At 31.2% G+C, this 18,966-nt stretch carries 14 protein-coding genes; 1 reads left to right on the top strand and 13 read right to left on the bottom strand.

The features are described from left to right. Positions 1–41: 41 nt before the first annotated feature. Positions 42–1,073, bottom strand: a complete 1,032-nt coding sequence (locus HMPREF1983_RS03095) for a threonine aldolase family protein (RefSeq protein ID WP_021752834.1) — start codon at positions 1,071–1,073, stop codon at positions 42–44. A 96-nt stretch (positions 1,074–1,169) separates the two neighbouring features. Between HMPREF1983_RS03095 and HMPREF1983_RS03090 the strand changes: the two genes are divergently transcribed. Next, on the top strand, positions 1,170–1,934 hold the full coding sequence (locus tag HMPREF1983_RS03090; protein ID WP_021752833.1) for an RluA family pseudouridine synthase: 765 nt from the start codon (positions 1,170–1,172) through the stop codon (positions 1,932–1,934). Between the two features lie 203 nt (positions 1,935–2,137). Here HMPREF1983_RS03090 and HMPREF1983_RS03085 read toward each other — a convergent pair whose 3' ends face one another. The 12 genes from HMPREF1983_RS03085 to purE all read right to left on the bottom strand — a co-directional run bounded on the left by HMPREF1983_RS03085 (position 2,138) and on the right by purE (position 18,602). Beyond that, complete coding sequence (locus HMPREF1983_RS03085; protein WP_040460887.1) at positions 2,138–3,424, bottom strand: adenylosuccinate synthase; 1,287 nt, start codon at positions 3,422–3,424, stop codon at positions 2,138–2,140. A gap of 376 nt (positions 3,425–3,800) precedes the next feature. Beyond that, positions 3,801–5,456, bottom strand: a complete 1,656-nt coding sequence (locus HMPREF1983_RS03080) for a formate--tetrahydrofolate ligase (protein WP_021752831.1) — start codon at positions 5,454–5,456, stop codon at positions 3,801–3,803. A gap of 57 nt (positions 5,457–5,513) precedes the next feature. Next, the gene (purB, locus tag HMPREF1983_RS03075) at positions 5,514–6,818 is read right to left on the bottom strand and encodes an adenylosuccinate lyase (RefSeq protein WP_021752830.1); all 1,305 of its coding nucleotides are present in this window, start codon (positions 6,816–6,818) and stop codon (positions 5,514–5,516) included. Positions 6,819–6,953: 135 nt separating this feature from the next. After that, positions 6,954–8,189 (bottom strand): phosphoribosylamine--glycine ligase, encoded by a 1,236-nt coding sequence (gene purD, locus HMPREF1983_RS03070; RefSeq protein WP_021752829.1) that lies wholly within the window; start codon positions 8,187–8,189, stop codon positions 6,954–6,956. 2 nt (positions 8,190–8,191) lie between these two features. Then, positions 8,192–9,712 carry a bifunctional phosphoribosylaminoimidazolecarboxamide formyltransferase/IMP cyclohydrolase gene (gene purH / locus HMPREF1983_RS03065; protein WP_021752828.1) on the bottom strand — a complete coding sequence of 507 codons (1,521 nt, stop codon included), beginning with the start codon at positions 9,710–9,712 and terminating at the stop codon, positions 8,192–8,194. After that, a complete protein-coding gene (purN, locus tag HMPREF1983_RS03060; RefSeq protein ID WP_021752827.1) occupies positions 9,709–10,272 on the bottom strand; it encodes a phosphoribosylglycinamide formyltransferase in 564 nt (187 codons plus the stop codon). The genes purH and purN overlap by 4 nt, the downstream gene beginning before the upstream one ends. Then, the gene (gene purM / locus HMPREF1983_RS03055) at positions 10,269–11,273 is read right to left on the bottom strand and encodes a phosphoribosylformylglycinamidine cyclo-ligase (RefSeq protein WP_021752826.1); all 1,005 of its coding nucleotides are present in this window, start codon (positions 11,271–11,273) and stop codon (positions 10,269–10,271) included. Before purM ends, purN begins: the two co-directional genes overlap by 4 nt. Further along, a complete protein-coding gene (gene purF, locus HMPREF1983_RS03050) occupies positions 11,257–12,723 on the bottom strand; it encodes an amidophosphoribosyltransferase (RefSeq protein ID WP_021752825.1) in 1,467 nt (488 codons plus the stop codon). Before purF ends, purM begins: the two co-directional genes overlap by 17 nt. After that, complete coding sequence (purC, locus tag HMPREF1983_RS03045; protein WP_021752824.1) at positions 12,710–13,417, bottom strand: phosphoribosylaminoimidazolesuccinocarboxamide synthase; 708 nt, start codon at positions 13,415–13,417, stop codon at positions 12,710–12,712. Before purC ends, purF begins: the two co-directional genes overlap by 14 nt. Position 13,418: 1 nt before the next feature. Next, positions 13,419–17,093: a phosphoribosylformylglycinamidine synthase gene (locus tag HMPREF1983_RS03040; protein WP_040460884.1), complete on the bottom strand. Its 3,675-nt coding sequence runs from the start codon at positions 17,091–17,093 to the stop codon at positions 13,419–13,421. Further along, complete coding sequence (locus HMPREF1983_RS03035) at positions 17,083–18,129, bottom strand: 5-(carboxyamino)imidazole ribonucleotide synthase (RefSeq protein WP_021752822.1); 1,047 nt, start codon at positions 18,127–18,129, stop codon at positions 17,083–17,085. The genes HMPREF1983_RS03040 and HMPREF1983_RS03035 overlap by 11 nt, the downstream gene beginning before the upstream one ends. Beyond that, positions 18,126–18,602: a 5-(carboxyamino)imidazole ribonucleotide mutase gene (gene purE, locus HMPREF1983_RS03030; RefSeq protein ID WP_021752821.1), complete on the bottom strand. Its 477-nt coding sequence runs from the start codon at positions 18,600–18,602 to the stop codon at positions 18,126–18,128. The genes HMPREF1983_RS03035 and purE overlap by 4 nt, the downstream gene beginning before the upstream one ends. Positions 18,603–18,966: the final 364 nt, after the last annotated feature.

Raw genomic sequence — 18,966 nt, 5'->3', positions numbered from 1 at the left:
AAATTAAGCGTTAATTTTACTTAATTTTTAATTTTTACATTTTATAATATTTTTATTAGTTGTTCAACATCTTCTTTTTTAGTTGACCAATCTACAACGAAGCGTATAATTGTATGTGTATCATCATATTTTTCCCATTTTGCAAATTGAACGGTTTTTTTAAGTTTTTCCATTCTATTATTTTCCACAATAATAAATTGTTGGTTAGTAGGTGAATCAATGTAGAATTTACAACCTTTATCTTTTAAACCTTTTTTCAACAACTCTGCCATTTCAATAGCATGTTTACTTATATTAAAATATAAATTGTCGGTAAATAATGTATCAAATTGTACCCCAAGAAGTCTACCTTTTGCTAATAATGCCCCTGCTTGTTTAATAATTGTTATGTAATTCTCTGGTACTATGGTTTTATTAGTAAAAACAACTGCTTCTCCACATAATGCTCCTATTTTTGTTCCTCCGATGTAAAAAACATCACATAAATCAGCAAATTCTTTAAATGTTATATCACATTCTTTAGCCATTAAGCCGTAACCTAAACGTGCGCCGTCCACAAATAAAGGTACACTATATTTTTTGCATATTGTATGCAGTGCTGTTAACTCTTCTTTACTATATAGTGTTCCATATTCTGTAGGATATGAGATATAAACCATACCGGGTTTTACCATATGCATAAGATTGGCATCTTTACCAAATGTATCAAAATACTCTTCTACATCTTCAGCACATAACTTACCATTATAATTAGGTAGTTCTATTACTTTATGTCCTGTGTATTCAATTGCACCTGCTTCATGGGTACTGATGTGTCCTGTATTTGCTGAAATTACTCCCTCATAAGAACGTAGTAAAGATTTTATTACAACGGCGTTTGTTTGTGTCCCGCCGACTAAAAAATAAATTTCAGCATCTTCTTTTTTGCATGAAAGACGAATTTTTTCTTTTGCTCGTTCACTATAACTATCCATTCCATAACCATATTCTGATTCTAAATTTGTTTGGGTAAGTTGCTCTAATATTTTTGGATGAGCACCTCTTCCATAATCATTTACAAAAAATAATGTCATTTAGTATCTCCTTATATCCTTTTTAGTTTATATCATCCAAAAAATATTATATAATAAATAAACTTATTAATCAATAAACAGTAGAAAGAGTATAACATGAATTTTAAAATTTTACATAATTACCAAAGTGTAGAACAATACCTAAAAATTTTTCTGAAATTATCTAAAAAAAGCATTCATGCTATCCGTATGAATAGTCATCACAATAAAGAAACTATAATAATTAATAATAAACCGTCAACTTTAAATACGCCGTTAGAAAAAGATGATATATTAATTATTAATACATTTTCTACACAATCAAATTATATTGTAAATACTTCATTAAATATTATTAAAGAATATGAAGATGATTATTTACTTGTGGTATCGAAACCGGCTGGAATAAAAACACACCCTAACGATATTAGTGTAGAAGATGATACACTTGTCAACTTTTTGATTACTGATTATGTATATCTTGAGCCGATACATCGTTTAGATACTGATACGAGCGGACTCGTTATTTTTACTAAAACCCCTTTTGTAAAAGCAAAACTTGATTTAATGTTAGAACAACGCCTAATAAAACGTTATTATAATGCGTTAATAAAAAATAATCTCAGCCCGCAGACTATTAAAACGAATATCGGACGAGATAGACATGAAAAAAATAAAATGGCTGTTGTTCATAACGGAAAATCAGCAGTAACTCATATTCTTAACTGTAAAAAAATAGAGAATGGACGTTATATTGCTACACTTTCATTAGATACAGGACGAACTCATCAAATTCGTGTTCATTTAGCACACTTAAAATCGGCAATTATAGGCGACAGATTATATTCTAATGATGGATTAAATATGATAAAATGTATTTAGGAGCATTCAAAATAGATTTTAAACACCCGATTACTAATAAAAATATTACTATTATATCACATTTAAAAGATGAATTTTATTAATAATGTGTATAAAATCTAATATGAGATTATTCTTTAAAAACCAACCTCTAAACCTTAGACAAGTTTTAGAGGTTGGTTACTTTTTGTATCTTGTATTTATTGTACAATTACATTAATTTTTTATTTCCACAAATCTTCTAATAAGTGAGTTTGTGTTCTATCCGGTCCGGTTGAAAATACTGAAATTTTCACACCTACTAATTCTTCAATTTTTTCTAAATATTTCCTTGCATTGGCAGGTAATTCTTCTAATGATGATATACCGGTAATATCTTCGTTAAAACCTGGCAATGTTTCGTAAATTGGTTTGCAATCTTTTATAATATTTTCATTTGCAGGGTATTCTGTTAAAATTTCTCCTTTATAGTCATAAGCCGTACAGATTTTTATCTCTTTAAGACCTGACAATACATCAAGGCAATTGACCGACAAGTTTGTCATACCTGATACACGTGCTGAATGACGCATTACAACGGTGTCAAACCAACCTATACGACGCGGACGTTTTGTTACCGTTCCGTATTCATGCCCTACTTCACGAATTGTATCTCCAACTTTATCAAATAATTCCGTTGGGAATGGTCCGTCACCGACACGAGAAGTGTATGCTTTACAAATACCAAGGACTTTAAAACCGTTTGTCGGAACAAAACCGTTACCTACAGTAATACCACCGGCACTTGGATTTGATGATGTAACATAAGGGTATGTCCCATGGTCAATATCAAGCATTACCCCTTGTGCTCCTTCAAATAAAATATTTTTACTTTCTTTTTGAGCATCTTCTAATACTTTTGATGTATCAGTAACATATTGTACCAGCTGTTTTCCGTATTCAAAATATTCATCAAAAATTTCGTCAGTGGTAAAGCCTTTAACACCGTAAATTTTTTCAAATACTTCATTTTTTTCTTTCAGATTTTGTTCTAATTTTTTCTTAAATAATTCTTTATCTAATAAATCAGCAATACGTATTCCACAACGTTTATACTTATCTACATAACATGGACCGATACCTTTTTTAGTAGTACCTATTTTATTATCCCCACGTCTTGCTTCTTCTACTTCATCAAGTTTCAAGTGATATGGTAATACTACATGTGCTCTGTTAGAAATCCTTAAACCGTTACATGTTACATCACTTTCTTTTAGACGATTGATTTCACCACAAATCCATTTTGGATCAACTACTAAACCATTACCTATAACAGATAATTTCTCATCATTAAAAATACCGGATGGAATAAGTTGTAGTTTATAAGTTTTACCGTCAAACTTAATTGTATGCCCTGCATTATTACCGCCTTGATAACGTGCTATAACATCAGCACTCTCTGCTAGAAAATCGGTAATTTTACCTTTCCCTTCATCACCCCATTGTGAACCTACTACTACAATTATTGACATTAGTTGTGCCTCCTGAAAGCTATTATTTTTTCCATTAATTATTATACCACAAATACGGATATTTGCGAACATTTTTTTATAATTTTACGGAAAATTATGTAAAATATAATATAAAAGTGACTTTACATAATTTTTTCGTTATTTTTATTATAAAAAAACGATTATTATGTATAAACTGCGTCTAAATTACTTTAAACAAAAACGAAATATAAAAATAGCGTTTCTTATTTATATCTAGTATATTATATTGGAGTTGGATACTATATTAAAAACTATTTGAAAAATGCTAAGCAACACTGTGTTACATAGCATTTTATCCTTATTTTTTCTCATACCCTGTATTTAACACAGGACTAATTTTATTTGATTAATTATTTTAGAATATTCCTAAAATTGTTTCTGTTTCTTCATCTATATCGATATTTAATGCACTTGGTACTTTTGGTAATCCCGGCATTGTCAGTACTTTATTAGCGTATACTACCACAAATCCCGCTCCGCTACGTAGTTTTACATCACTGATTGTAATATTAAATCCGCATGGACGACCTTTTAATTTTGAATTATCAGAAAGTGATAATGGTGTTTTTGCCATACAAACCGGTAAATTTCCAAAACCTAATTTTTCGATTTTTTCTATTTCTTCTTTTACTTCATCAGTAATATTTACACCATCTGCACCATAGATTTCACGGCAAATAATTTCGATTTTTTCTATTATTGATGCTTCATCCTTGTATAGTAATTTTAACTTTTTACCATTATTTTCCACAACTCTTACTACTTTTTCAGCTAAATCTATTCCTCCTAAGCTACCTTTTTCCCAAACTTCCACACGAGAAAATTCAACATTTTTTTCTTTTGCCCAGTTTTCTAAAAATTCCAGTTCTTTTACTGTATCGGTAATAAAAACATTTAAGGCTATTATAACAGGTAAATTAAACTTATGTAAATTTTCAATATGTTTTTCTAAATTTTTTACCCCTTTTGCCAATGCTTCCAAATTTTCTTCTTTTAAATCTTTTTCTTCGATATCACCATGAAGTTTTAATGCTTTAATAGTAGCCACAACCACAGCAGCTTTCGGATTAAGCCCTGCCTTACGACATTTTATATTTAAAAATTTTTCAGCACCAAGGTCTGCTCCAAACCCCGCCTCTGTAATAACATAATCAGTATATTTTAAAGCTGTTTTCGTTGCTAAAATTGAGTTACAGCCGTGGGCAATATTCGCAAATGGACCTCCGTGAATAATAGCCGGATTATTTTCTAACGTTTGAACAATATTAGGTTTAATTGTATCTTTTAATAGCGAAGTAATAACTCCTTCAATCTTCAAATCTTTAAGATATATCGGATCACCTTTTTTATTATAAGCTACTAATATATTACTTAGTTTTTCTTTTAAATCACCAAGATTTTCTGATAGGCATAAGATTGCCATAATTTCACTGGCAACTGTAATATCAAAACCATCTTCACGTTCCAATTCTGTACCTACATTGATTTTTATATGACGTAAATCACGTGCATTCATATCCATTACACGATTAAAAATAATTTTATCAATTTCAAGTTCATTACCTTGAAATACATGATTATTAACAAGCACCGCTATTGCATTATGAGCGGTTGTAATAGCGTGCATATCACCGGTAAAGTGTAAGTTGATATCTTCCATAGGAACAACCTGTGCATATCCTCCACCTGCTGCACCACCTTTTCTTCCTAGTACAGGGCCTAATGACGGCTCGCGCAATGCTACACACGATTTTTTACCGATTTTATTTAGAGCATCTGATAACCCTATGGTAACAGTTGACTTGCCTTCTCCACTTGATGTTGGGTTGATTGATGTTACTAATACTAAATTAGCATCTTCTTTAATATTCTTTTTTATATTTTTTGTTTGAATTTTGGCTTTATAATTACCATATAAAATCAAATCATTTTCACTTATTCCTAATTTATTTGCCACTGTTTTAATATCTTGTTTTTTACATTCATTTGAAATTTGAAAATCTGATTTCATTTATTATACCTCTTTCCTATAAGGGTTATTTTTTATAATAAATCACGGTGTTTGAAATTATTCTTCCAATCCCGGAATACGTTTATAAATTTTATCAATATTTATCAAATGAACATTTAGGTCAAAACAACTGTCTAATACTTCTTTTGATACCGTTTTTTGAATAATTTCATTTTCTTCTAATAATTGTTTAAACGGAATATTTTCGAACCATGATTTCATTGCCAGCGGTTGCACTAAATCATATGCTTCTTCACGAGAAAATCCATAGTTTTTAATTAGATTACTCATAGTTCTTTGAGCAAAAATAACGCCATTAGTTGCATAAATATTTTTAATCATATTATCGGTAAATACTGTCAGATTTTTCACAACATTTGTAAAACGATTTAACATATAATCCAACAATGTTGTTGCATCGTTACTTAAAATACGTTCTGCACTTGAATGTGAAATATCACGTTCATGCCATAAAGGAATATTTTCATAGGCAGCTAACATATAACCACGCATAATTCTGGCACAACCTGCCATATTTTCACTGGAAATAGGGTTACGTTTGTGCGGCATTGCACTGGAACCTTTTTGTTTTTTTGAAAAGAACTCTTCTGCTTCACGAACTTCTGTTCTTTGCAAGTGACGAATTTCTACCCCTATTTTTTCAATAGAACTTGCAATTAATGCCAATGTTGCATAGTAATCAGCGTGTCTGTCACGTTGTAGAGTTTGTGTCGAAATATTACTTGACCCTATTCCTAATTTTTTACATACATAGTCTTGTACTTCCGGTGGCGTATTAGAAAATGTTCCCACTGCTCCGGAAATTTTCCCTACTTCAATAATTTTCCTTACTTCACTAAAACGTTTAAGATGACGATTAAACTCATCATAGTATAGTGCAAACTTCAAACCGAAACTACTTATATCGGCATGAACTCCATGAGTACGCCCAATACACGGAGTAAATTTGTACTGCAATGCCTTTTCTTTTAATACTTCTTGAAATTTTAACAAATCTTGATACAAAATATCGTTTGCCTGTTTATATAAATATCCATATGCAGTATCAACTACATCTGTTGATGTTAAACCGTAATGTACCCATTTTTTTTCATCACCTAAGTAACTTGATACATTGCGAGTAAAAGCTACTATATCATGTTTTGTTTCTTTTTCCAATTCAAAAATTCCTTTTAAATCAAATTTTGCATTGGTAAATAATTTTTCCACATCTTTTTTCGGAACAACTCCTAGTTCACTCCATGCTTCGGTAGCATATAATTCAACTTCTAAATATGCTTTAAAGCGATTTTCATCACTAAAAACATTACGCATTACTTCTCTGCTATATCTTTCAATCATTTAAAATAATCTCCTGCCATTAATAAAAATACTGTAGGATATCTTAACTGTTGCACTTTATTTTACAACTTATCCAATTATTATGTATATTAAAAATTATTAATATCAATAATAAACCAATATACTGATACATTTTTATAGGGATAAATGACCTATATCTCGTCTGAAAAATAGTTCTTCACATTCTATTTTTCCTATTTCATTATATACTTTTTCTCGCGCTTCTTGCAAGGTTTTTCCATTTGCGCAAACCAATAAAACACGTCCACCATTTATAACGATTTCACCGGATACCTTTTTTGTTCCCATGTGAAAAATTGGTGTTGATACCTTATCTAAACCTTTAATTATTGCACCTTTTTCGCTATGTTCCGGATAACCTTTAGCTGCCATCACCACTCCGATAAAAGCATCACTATTCCATTTTAGTTCAATATCTTCTCCATCAATCACATTGTTAGCAATATCATACAAACTACTTTCTAATTTCAGTAGTAATATTTCACTTTCAGGATCTCCAAAACGAACATTAAATTCAATAGTTTTAATACCATTTTTGCATTTCATGAGCCCGGCATATAAAATTCCGTAAAATGGCATCCCTTCATCACTCATTGCATTAACAATAGGTTGAACTACTTTTTCAATTCCTACTTTTATGTCATCTACAGTGATTTTTTTCAGCGGAGTATAAGCTCCCATCCCTCCGGTATTTAATCCTTGATCATTATCAAAAGCTCGTTTGTGATCTTGTGCAATTTCCATTGGATAAACTTTTTTATTCGAAACGAAGCACATTAATGAAAATTCTTCCCCTTGAAGAAATTCTTCAATTACGACTTTAGCGCCTGCTGAATTAAATTTGGAATTACACATCATTTCTTTTAATTCATATTGTGCTTTTTCTAAAGTATTCGCAATAATAACACCTTTACCTGCTGCCAAACCGTCAGCTTTTAAAACTATCGGTACTTGTTGTTCAGCTAGATATTCACTAGCTTTTTTATAATCACTAAAACTTTCATATTTAGCAGTTGGAATATCGTATTTTTTCATCATCATTTTTGAAAATACTTTACTTCCTTCTAATTGTGCAGCTTTTTTACTTGGGCCAAAAGCACGGATATCTTTTTCTTGAAGTTTATCAATAAGTCCATTAACTAATGGTACTTCCGGGCCGACAAATACTAGGTCTATATTGTTTTCTTTTGCATAACTTGGTATTTGGTCTTCATTTATTGTTACGCACGTTCCAAACTCTTCAACCGCAGGATTAATTCCTGTCATAAATATTTCGTGACCCTCTTTATAAAATTTATATGCAATAGCGTGTTCTCTTCCGCCATTACCGACTATTAATACTTTTGCCATATCTAGTGTTTAAAGTGGCGAATTTTACTGAAGACCATTGCCACTCCTTTCTCATTACAAGCATCAATACTTTCTTGATCCCGAATAGAACCTCCCGGTTGAACTATTGCTGAAATTCCATATTTAGCCGCCAAATCTACACTATCACGCATTGGAAAGTAAGCATCTGATGCTAAAATTGCACCTTTTGCATTTTCTCCAGCATGATCAAGAGCAATTTTACATGAACCGACACGATTCATTTGTCCTGCCCCTATTCCCAAAGTTTGAGAATTCTTCACTACCACAATAGCATTTGATTTTACATGTTTTACTACTTTTAAACCAAATTCTATATCTTTTTGTTGTTCAGCGGTAATTTTTTTATAAGTTACATCCATATATTCATCAGCAAGTTTATCATTAAAATCTTGAACCAATATTCCCCCGCGAACACTTTTAATTTGTTCAACTGAATTATTGTTTTTCTCACTTAACTTATAGATACGTAAATTTTTCTTCTTAGTCAATATATCCAATGCTTCCTTCTCATAATCATTAGCCAAAATAATTTCCAAGAAAGTTTTGCTCATTTTTTCAGCCGTACGGATATCTATTACTCCGTTAATCGCAATAATACCGCCATATATTGATATAGGGTCTGCCTCGTAAGCACGACTATACGCTTCAAAAACATCTTTACCAACAGCAACACCACAAGGGTTCATATGCTTAACAGCAATACAAGTAGTTTCATCAAATTCATTCAATATATCTAATGCAGCACTTGCATCTTGAATATTGTTGTAAGACATCGCTTTACCGTGTAATTGAACGGCATTGTGCAGTGCATAACTTTCATTGTTATTTTGAACATAATGATATGCTTTTTGATGCGGATTTTCTCCATAACGTAAAGTATCTTGTAATTTATATGAGATTGTTAATTTTTTCGGAACTAAATTATCTTTTTTATTAAAATAATTTGCAATAGCTGCATCATAACTTGCTGTTGTGTTAAATACTTTTATTGCTAAAGAACGTCGTGTTGGCAAAGAAATGCTACCATTTTCTAATTCCTTCAAAATTTTATCGTAATCAGCGATATCAGTTACTACAACCACATCATTAAAATTTTTTGCAGCACTTCTTAGCATACTGGGACCGCCAATATCAATATTTTCAATAATTTCTTCTTCAGTTACACCAATTTTTTTTACCGTTTGTTCAAAAGGGTATAAATTTACACAAACTAAATCTATATATTCTATATTATTTTCTTCTATGTGCTTATTGTGTAATTTATTCCCACGTTTTGAAAGTAATCCTCCATGAATTTTAGGGTGTAGTGTTTTTACACGCCCTTCTAAAATTTCAGGAAAATGTGTTATATCTTCAATACTTATACATGAAACACCGTTATTTTTTAAATGAGTAAATGTTCCTCCTGTACTAATAATTTCATATCCGTATTTCTCTAAACCTTTCGCAAATTCTACAATATTCGTTTTATCACTCACACTAATTAATGCTCTTTTTGTCATAGTTCCTCCTCTAATAATTTTAAGATGACATTTGGATAGAGTTCATGCTCTAATTTATGAATTTTTTCAGTTACTGTTTTTAATGTATCGTTACTTGTTACTTTTAACGAACGTTGTGCTATTACCCTACCACCATCTAATTCTTCATTTACATAATGAATACTTATACCAATTTTATTTTCCTTTGCATTAAATGCCTGTTTAATGGCGTCTTTCCCTTTGTATTTTGGTAACAATGACGGATGTAAATTTAAGATTGTTTTTTTATAATTTTCTAAGAAATATGGAGAGATAATTCTCATATATCCTGCTAAAAATATATAATCAAAATTCTTAACTTTTTCAAAAATTTCTTTTTCGTAGTCTTGTTTTGTCGAAAAATCTTTTGTAGAAAAAACATAGGTTGGAATACCTCTAGCTTGTGCTTTTTTAATAACTGCAGCATTTTTTTTATCACATACTAATAGTTCTATTACCATTTTTTCTTTTAAACGTTTATCATCTGCTATTTTTTCAAAATTACTACCTGTCCCTGATGCAAAAATGGCTACCTTCTTCATACTATTTTTATTCCACTTTCATTAGTTACTTCTCCTAAAACAAAGGAATTATCCAATAACGATAAAGTTTTTCCTACATCTTCTTTTTCTACTACAAGTACCATACCAACACCCATATTAAAAATATGATACATTTCTTCCTCGTCTATACCGCCTTTTTCTGCTAGAAAGTTAAAAATTTTTGGTACGGTGTAAGAAGATTTGATTATTTTCATCCCTAAGCCATCTTTTAAACAACGTGGCAAATTTTCATGAAATCCTCCTCCGGTTATATGAGCAATTCCTGCTACTTTTACTTCTTTAAGAACCCTTAAAACTTCTTTAACATATATTTTAGTAGGTGTTAAAAGGGTTTCCCCTATTGTACTATTTTCAAATTTTTCATTTAAACTGATATTATTATCTTTCAAGATTTTCCTTACTAATGAAAAACCGTTTGAATGAACACCACTAGACGCTAAACCGATAACTGCTTGTCCGGCTTTAGTATTTTCGGGATTAAGTAACAATTCTTTTTCTTGTGCACCGACACAAAAACCTGCAATATCATACTCACCATCCTCGTAAAAACCGGACATTTCTGCTGTTTCTCCTCCAACTATAGCACAATCAGCCTGTACACAACCTTCAGCAACACCTTCAACAATAGCTTCCACTTGTTTAGGATAATTTTTCCCAACAGCTAAATAATCTAAGAAAAACAAAGGTATCGCACCTTGAGCAAGTATATCATTGGCACACATTGCCACTACATCAATACCGATAGTATTATGAATATTCAATTCAAATGCCAATTTTAATTTTGTTCCTACACCATCAGTTCCACTTACTAAAACGGGATTTTTAAAGTTATAGGCACTAAGATCAAATGCTCCACCAAATCCCCCGATTGCTGACATCATACCCAAATTTTTTGTACGTTTTACATGTTTTTTTATTCGTTCTACCGATTCGTATCCGGCTTGTAAACTAACACCACTTTCCTCATATTTTTTTCTCATTATTTTTACCCCTTTCTTGTAAAAATTTTTTTTGAATATCTGTCATTGAATTTACATAATTATCCTCATAATTATATAACCCTGCCGAGTAATTCCCATTGAAACAATCCATACATAACCCTGTATATGGTGCATCATAATTAAGACCTATTGCTTCTACTAAACCATCTTCACTTAAAAATCCTAGTGAATCAGCCCCTATTATTTCTTTAATTTCTGTTATTGTTTTATTAGCTGAAATTAATTCTTGTGTTGTTGAAATATCTATTCCGTAAAAACTGGGGAACATCAGTGGAGGGCAAGCTATTCTTACATGTACTTCTCTTGCTCCCGCTTCTTTAAGTAATTGAACAATGCGTTTACTTGTAGTTCCTCTCACGATTGAGTCGTCTACCATTACAATACTCTTACCTTTTACCACACCTTTTACAGCGGATAATTTCATTCTAACTCCCTGCTCTCGCAATTTTTGAGTTGGTTGAATAAAGGTACGAGCTACATATTGATTTTTTATCAATCCCATTTCATAAGGTAACCCACTTTCTTCCGCATAGCCACTTGCTGCCGATAATGATGAGTTTGGTACTCCAATAACCATATCAGCATCCGGAGTTGGTTGTTCTTTAGCCAAACGACGCCCGGTTCTTTTTCGTGCCGAGTGAACGTTAATTCCTGCAATGTTTGAATCAGGACGTGCAAAATAGACATACTCCATAGCGGCAATAGCTACCAAGGTATTATTGGTATATTTTTCAATACGAATTCCATCATCATCAATTATAACCATCTCTCCCGCACCGACATTACAAACAAATTCTGCACCTACAACATCAATAGCACAAGTTTCACTAGCTGCCACATATGCTCCGCTCTTTGTTTTTCCTATTGCTAAGGGTCTTAAACTATTTGGATCTACTGCACCATATAAAGCATCTTTGGTTAGAAGTAAATACGTAAAACCACCCTTAATTTTTTGCAAACTTTCTTTTAATTGTTCTTTAAATGTTGATTTATCACTTCTTCTTATTAAATGAATTAAAACTTCCGTATCTGATGATGAGTGAAAAATTGCCCCATCTTGCTCTAATTCACGTCGTAAAGTTTTAGCATTAATTAAATTACCGTTGTGACAAACACCTACACTCATATCATAAAAATGGTATAAAAAAGGTTGAATATTTTGAATACTATTGTTACCCGATGTTGCATATCTAACGTGCCCTATTGCACTGTTACCTACAAGATGTTCTAATTTTTCCTTATTACGAAATACCTCTGATACCAAACCAAGATCTCGATATCCTCTTAAAGTATTATTATCGCGTGAAACTATTCCAGCTCCTTCTTGACCACGATGTTGTAAACTGTGTAATCCAAAGTATGTTACATTACTTGCAGATGGATGATTCCAAATACCGAATACGCCACACTCTTCATTAAGCCCTCGCATCTTCTAATCTCCTTAAAACTTCTTCATAAGCCTCCATCACTGAACCTAAATCTCTTCTAAATCTATCTTTATCCAATTTTTTATTTGTATCTTTATCCCATAAACGACAAGTATCCGGAGAAATTTCATCAGCTAAAATAATATTTCCATCCTTATCACGACCAAACTCTATTTTAAAATCTACCAAAACTAAATTGGCTTTTAAATATAATTTTTGAAGTAAATTATTAATTTTAAGTGCTTGCATTCTTATATTTTCTAATTCTTCTTCCGTTACAATTCCCAATGCGACGGCATGATCGTTATTAATTAACGGATCATTAAGCTCATCATTTTTATAACTAAGTTCAAAAACCGGTTTTGCCAATTTTTTTCCTTCTTCAATACCATATTTTTTAGCCATTGATCCTGCAACTATATTGCGAATTATTACTTCCAGCGGAATAATTGTTACATGTTTACAAAGTTGATCTGTTTCATTTATTTTTTTTATAAAATGAGTTTTAACACCTTCTTTTTCTAAGTATTCAAAGATTAATGAAGTAATGGTATTATTAAAAACCCCCTTTCTTTCAAACTCTTTTTTTTTTACACCGTTGAATGCTGTAGCGCTATTTTTGTAGTGAACATAAATTTCATCATCGTTAGCACATTCGAATAATTGTTTTGCTTTTCCTTCATATAATAATTTCATTTTATTTTTCCCCTTTAAAATAATTTACACCATTTTTAAAAATATCTTGTTTTATTTTTATTGTATTAGTTTTATATAGAGTTTTTCCATAACGCTCACTATGTCCCATTTTTCCTAATATTAATCCATTTTCGCTTATTAAACCTTCCGTAGCCAATAATGAACCGTTTGGATTAAATCTTCCGTTTAAAGTCGCATTCCCATCGAAGTCGCTATATTGAAAAGCGATCAAATGTTTGAATCTTTCAATATTTATTCCGACTACTTTTCCTTCACCGTGGCTGAACACAACTTCATGTTGTTCACCAATATTAAAATCTTGTAACCAAGGAGAATTTGTGTTGGCAACACGTGTAAAGGCTGTTGTGGAAATATGTTCATAGCTGTCATTACGATATAAAGTTAAATCATCTTTCGTTAATTCTCTAATTTCTCCATATGGAATTAATCCCGATTTTAACAATGCTTGAAATCCATTACATATACCTAAAATTAATTTTTTTTCTGCTAAATGTTTATGAATTGCATTTTTAACTTTAATATTTTTTAAGAAGTTAACAATATATTTAGCACTTCCGTCCGGTTCATCACCACTAGAAAATCCACCGGGGAACATAATAATATGTGACTTCTCAATAGCATTCACAAACTCATCTATTGATTCATTAATATCATTTTCACGGGTATTTCTTATAACTACTGTTGTAGGAGTAGCCCCTGCTTCTATAAATGCTCTTTCGCTATCATATTCACAATTTGTTCCCGGAAATATTGGAATAACTACTTTTACATTTTCTACATATTTAGGATAGTACACTTTTTTATTGTGTTCGGTATGTAGATTTTCAACAGTTCCTTTATCTTCGTTTTGATATATTGGATAAATATCATTTAATGTTTTTGTGTAAGCATCGTATATTTCTGTACGCATAAATACTTCATTATTAATGATTATTCTTTCACTGACAACCCCCAATTTTTCAAAAGGTAATTCTTTTACCGATTCTACCACTAATGATGCAGGATCAAAGTTTAGGATGTTATCTTTAGCTACTTCAAATCCCAAATCATTACCTAAAGACATTTTAACCAACGATGCAACCACACTACCTTCTTCTTGAACATATGCTGAAACAATAGTTCCATCTTTAATATATTTACCTATTTTTTCATAATTTTTTAATGTTTCTTTAATATTCGGATATCCTTTTTTATCTTTTACCACCGGAATATAATACAAATGATTACCTATTGTTTTTAATTCCGGTGTTATAATATCAGCTATCTTTACAGGAGTACAAGCAAATGAAATCAGTGTTTCAACTACATTTATATTATTGAACGTTCCTGACATACTGTCTTTACCACCTATGCTAGGACGACCAATTTCTTTTTGAGCATAAATACTACCCAATAAACTTTGAGTAACTTTTCCCCACTTCGTACTATCTTTACCCAATTTTTCAAAGTATTCTTGAAATGAGAAGTAAAGACTTTCTGTATTTCCACCTACTGCATATACTTTAGCGACTGATTCTAATACAGCGTATATAGATGATAAAAATGGTGAATAATGAGAAATTTTCGGAATAAATCCATAAGTCAAGATTGTTGCCGTATCACTTGTTGAATGGAGTGTCGGTAATGCCTGAACACTAGCTTGAACCGGTGTTAGTTTGTTTTTTCCAGAAAACGGCATAAGTACCGTACTAACTCCGATTGAGGAGTCAAATTTTGACGCTAAACCTTTTTGACAAGTAACATTTAACTCACCCAATTCAGATAAAATATTTTTTCTTGATACATTTTTATCTGTAAAAGGATTTTCTCCCATATTATCTTTTAGTGTCGCTATTGCACGTTGGCGAACACCGGCTGTTTCTAAGAAGTCAGCCCCCATATCTACTACTTTTTCCCCATCGTAATACATTTCTAAACGACGTTTATCAGTTACAGTTGCAACGTGAGAATACTCAATGTTTTCCTTTTCGCATTCTTTAATAAATTTTTCATAATCTTTTTTATCAATTGCCACCGCCATACGTTCTTGTGATTCACTGGTAGCTAATTCCGTTGCATTCAATCCTTGATATTTAGTTAAAACCTTGTCTAAATGAATTTCTATACCATCTGATAGTTCTCCAATGGCTACACAAACACCGCCGGCACCAAAATCATTACATTTTTTAATTATTTTCGTTACTTCCGGTTTTCTAAATAAACGTTGTAGCTTTCTTTCTTCAGGAGCATTCCCTTTTTGTACTTGACTTGACATTGTTTCCAGTGAATTATTAGTATGTTCAAGACTTGACCCGCTCGCTCCTTGAATACCGTCACGTCCGGTACGTCCACCGATCATAACAACAATATCTCCGGCTATTAAACTTTCACGCTTATAATCACCGTCTTTAACCGCCCCAACAACAGCACCTACTTCCATATGTTTTGCTACATAACTGTCATCATATAGCTCTCTAACAAAAGTAGTAGCCAAACCAATCTGATTGCCGTAAGATGAATTACCGTGTGCTGTACCTTTAGCTATTTCTACTTGTGGCAGCTTATACGCTAACGTATTCTCACGTTTTTGTAAAATATTTCCGCTACCTGAAATACGCATAGCTTGATAAACATAACTACGCCCTGATAACGGATCACGAATAGCGCCACCTATACAGGTACTTGATCCACCAAAAGGTTCGATTTCACTTGGATGGTTATGAGTCTCATTTTTGAATTGAATTAACCAACGTTCATTTTCTCCGTTATTTTTAATAGTTGTGAAAAAAGAGCAAGCATTAATTTCCTCACTAACTTCAATATTTTTATCTTTTAACACTTTAACATGATATTTACCGATAATACTAGCCATGTCCATTAATGTTAAGGGTTTATCTTCTCTTCCCAAATCAGACCTAACTTTTAAATAATAATTAAAAGCGTCTTGCATTTCTTTTTTGAATAATTCCGATTTGATATTAACTTCTTCTAAAATAGTTTCAAAAGTCGTATGACGACAATGATCACTCCAATAACAATCTAATACATAAATTTCAGTTTCTGTCGGATTACGTTTTTCTGACTTAAAATAATTTTGGATAAAAACTAAATCTTCTATATCCATTGCCAATGAAAATTCTTTTTTTAGATTTTCTAAATCTTTTTTTGTAAATTCTAAAAAATCTGCTAAATTTTTTAAAGGCGTCGGCTCAGAGTTTAGATTAAATTCTAAAACAGATAAATCTTTTTTTCGTGCCTCTATAGGATTTACTAAATAATTCTCAATCAATTTTAATTCATCTTCAGTTAATTTTTTATCAAAAATAACCAGTTTTCCGCTTCTCACTGTCGCTTTACTCTTTGCGTCAAGCAACTTAATGCTTTTTTCTGCACTGTCGGCTCTTTGATCATATTGAGCAGGTAGCACTTCATATGAAAAATATTTTCCGGTTTCTAATTCAATACTTTCAAACACTTCATCCACAACAATTTCAGAAAATACAGAAGTTTTTGCCAATCTATATGTTTTTTCATCTATATTATAAATATCATAAATAACATACAACTTAACTTCTTCCAATCCCAGATTGTATTCTAAGTTTAGATTTTCTTTAAGTTGTAATTCTTCTTTATTATATACACTACGCTTTTTGACAAAAATTCGTTTATTGTTCATCATAACCTCCTAAAATGATGTTTCCGTAAAAATTAATATGCCCTACTTTTCTATTTTTACGCGGTTCTTTTTCATACAAATGTAAAAAACCTTGCTTTTTTGTAATTAAATTTTTAAAATATTCTAAATCTTGACCGAGTATATTATATAAAGTTGTTTCTCTGTTTTGTATTTTACCGACACGTAAACCGCAAATAGCCTCAATATGAGCTCTAAATTGACTCTTAGTAGCTGATTGCATTGTAATATGTCCAGAATTATGAACTCGTGGAGCAATTTCATTAAAAATTACTTTCCCTTTACTAATGAAAAATTCTACTGTAAGAACTCCATAGTATTCTATATTTTCCAAAATTTTTTTTGTATACTCTATTGCAAAATTTTCTTGTTCTTCGGTTGCGGTAGTCGGAACTTTTGAGCGAAACAATATATTATTTTTATGTTCATTTTCTACAACTGCAATTATTTGAATATCAAATTTATCTTTAACGGCTACAACAGATATTTCTTTATCTAATGTAATTAATTCTTCTAAAATTGTATATTGTTCAATTTCTTCTTTTTTAGAAATTATTTTTTGACCTTTTCCATCATAACCAAAGCGAACGGTTTTCATCAGATAAGTTTTTTCTATATCAATATTTGTATTTTCTTCAATGTAAATATAATCAACGGTTGGAATATTCAACCTATGAGCAAATTCTTTTTCATAATACCTATGTTGCGTGATTTTTAAAACTTCAGCACTTTGAACTATATTATATACTTTTTCCAATTTTTCTAATACTGTTGCACTAATATTTTCGAATTCAAATGTAACAACATCACTTATCTTACATAATTTTTCTATACTTTCCGTATCATCAAACAATGCTTCAATAAAAATATCACTGAATTGTCTTCCACAACAATCAAAACTCGGGTCTAAAATAGCAATTTTATACCCCATTTCTTTAGCGCTCATAGCCAACATTCTACCCAGCTGTCCACCACCAATAATTCCTATAGTTTTTTCCGGTAAAATAGTTTTAATCATAATATCATCTCTTCCAATACTATTCTTTCTTGTTCTCGTTTAAATTCTTCATATTTAGCAGCATATTTTTCATTAGTAATTCCTAATATTGATAAAGCACTTATTGCAGCATTTTTTGCTCCTGCAATACCTATTGCCATAGTTAAAACCGGGACACCTGCCGGCATTTGTACTATAGAATATAGAGAATCTACACCACTTAAAATACTGGATTTTATCGGAACACCAATTACCGGTAAGGTTGTCATTGATGCTACCATTCCGGGTAAGTGAGCAGCTCCACCTGCCGCTGCTATTATTAGTGAATAACCATTTGTTCGTGCATTTTTTGCAAAATTAACCAATAAATTTGGTGTACGATGTGCACTAACAACCTTTTTATCATAAGAAATCTCAAATTCATCTAATAATTTACATGTCTCTATCATTGTTTTATAATCCGAGTTTGATCCCATAACAACTGCTATTTTCATACATTAAACTCCTTTTTCATCACTAAAGTCCGTTTTATAACGATATATATTAATAATATAATTTTAATGTCCGTTTATATTTTAAATTATACTCCCATATATAAATTAAATCAAGTATAAAACGTATTTTTTTATTTTGTTTTTAGTATTTTATTTCATAATATGAACTTTTATGGTAATATTCAACAAAAAATATATATTTTATACATTAATTACTAACTTTTTTGTTACTGATTCTATAATGGTGAGGAAATCTTAAGAACTCTCTTTAAATTCTTAGGTTTATGAGCACTAGCTACACATCATAAATATTAGAAGTGGCGTATGCAAGGATACTCGTATCATCAAAACCATAGGTTGCAGA

Source organism: Gemella bergeri ATCC 700627 (genome assembly GCF_000469465.1).
Classification (GTDB): domain Bacteria; phylum Bacillota; class Bacilli; order Staphylococcales; family Gemellaceae; genus Gemella; species Gemella bergeri.
The sequence above is the reverse complement of the archived record's forward strand: the minus strand, read 5'-3'. Positions and strand labels throughout refer to the sequence as shown.

Coding starts and splice junctions, on each gene's coding strand:
- HMPREF1983_RS03095 (WP_021752834.1), bottom strand. CDS start 1,073: ATGACATTATTTTTTGTAAATGATTATGGAAGAGGTGCTCATCCAAAA.
- HMPREF1983_RS03035 (WP_021752822.1), bottom strand. CDS start 18,129: ATGATTAAAACTATTTTACCGGAAAAAACTATAGGAATTATTGGTGGT.
- purF (WP_021752825.1), bottom strand. CDS start 12,723: ATGCGAGGGCTTAATGAAGAGTGTGGCGTATTCGGTATTTGGAATCAT.
- HMPREF1983_RS03085 (WP_040460887.1), bottom strand. CDS start 3,424: ATGTCAATAATTGTAGTAGTAGGTTCACAATGGGGTGATGAAGGGAAA.
- purD (WP_021752829.1), bottom strand. CDS start 8,189: ATGGCAAAAGTATTAATAGTCGGTAATGGCGGAAGAGAACACGCTATT.
- HMPREF1983_RS03090 (WP_021752833.1), top strand. CDS start 1,170: ATGAATTTTAAAATTTTACATAATTACCAAAGTGTAGAACAATACCTA.
- purM (WP_021752826.1), bottom strand. CDS start 11,273: ATGAGAAAAAAATATGAGGAAAGTGGTGTTAGTTTACAAGCCGGATAC.
- HMPREF1983_RS03040 (WP_040460884.1), bottom strand. CDS start 17,093: ATGAACAATAAACGAATTTTTGTCAAAAAGCGTAGTGTATATAATAAA.
- purN (WP_021752827.1), bottom strand. CDS start 10,272: ATGAAGAAGGTAGCCATTTTTGCATCAGGGACAGGTAGTAATTTTGAA.
- HMPREF1983_RS03080 (WP_021752831.1), bottom strand. CDS start 5,456: ATGAAATCAGATTTTCAAATTTCAAATGAATGTAAAAAACAAGATATT.
- purH (WP_021752828.1), bottom strand. CDS start 9,712: ATGACAAAAAGAGCATTAATTAGTGTGAGTGATAAAACGAATATTGTA.
- purB (WP_021752830.1), bottom strand. CDS start 6,818: ATGATTGAAAGATATAGCAGAGAAGTAATGCGTAATGTTTTTAGTGAT.
- purE (WP_021752821.1), bottom strand. CDS start 18,602: ATGAAAATAGCAGTTGTTATGGGATCAAACTCGGATTATAAAACAATG.
- purC (WP_021752824.1), bottom strand. CDS start 13,417: ATGAAATTATTATATGAAGGAAAAGCAAAACAATTATTCGAATGTGCT.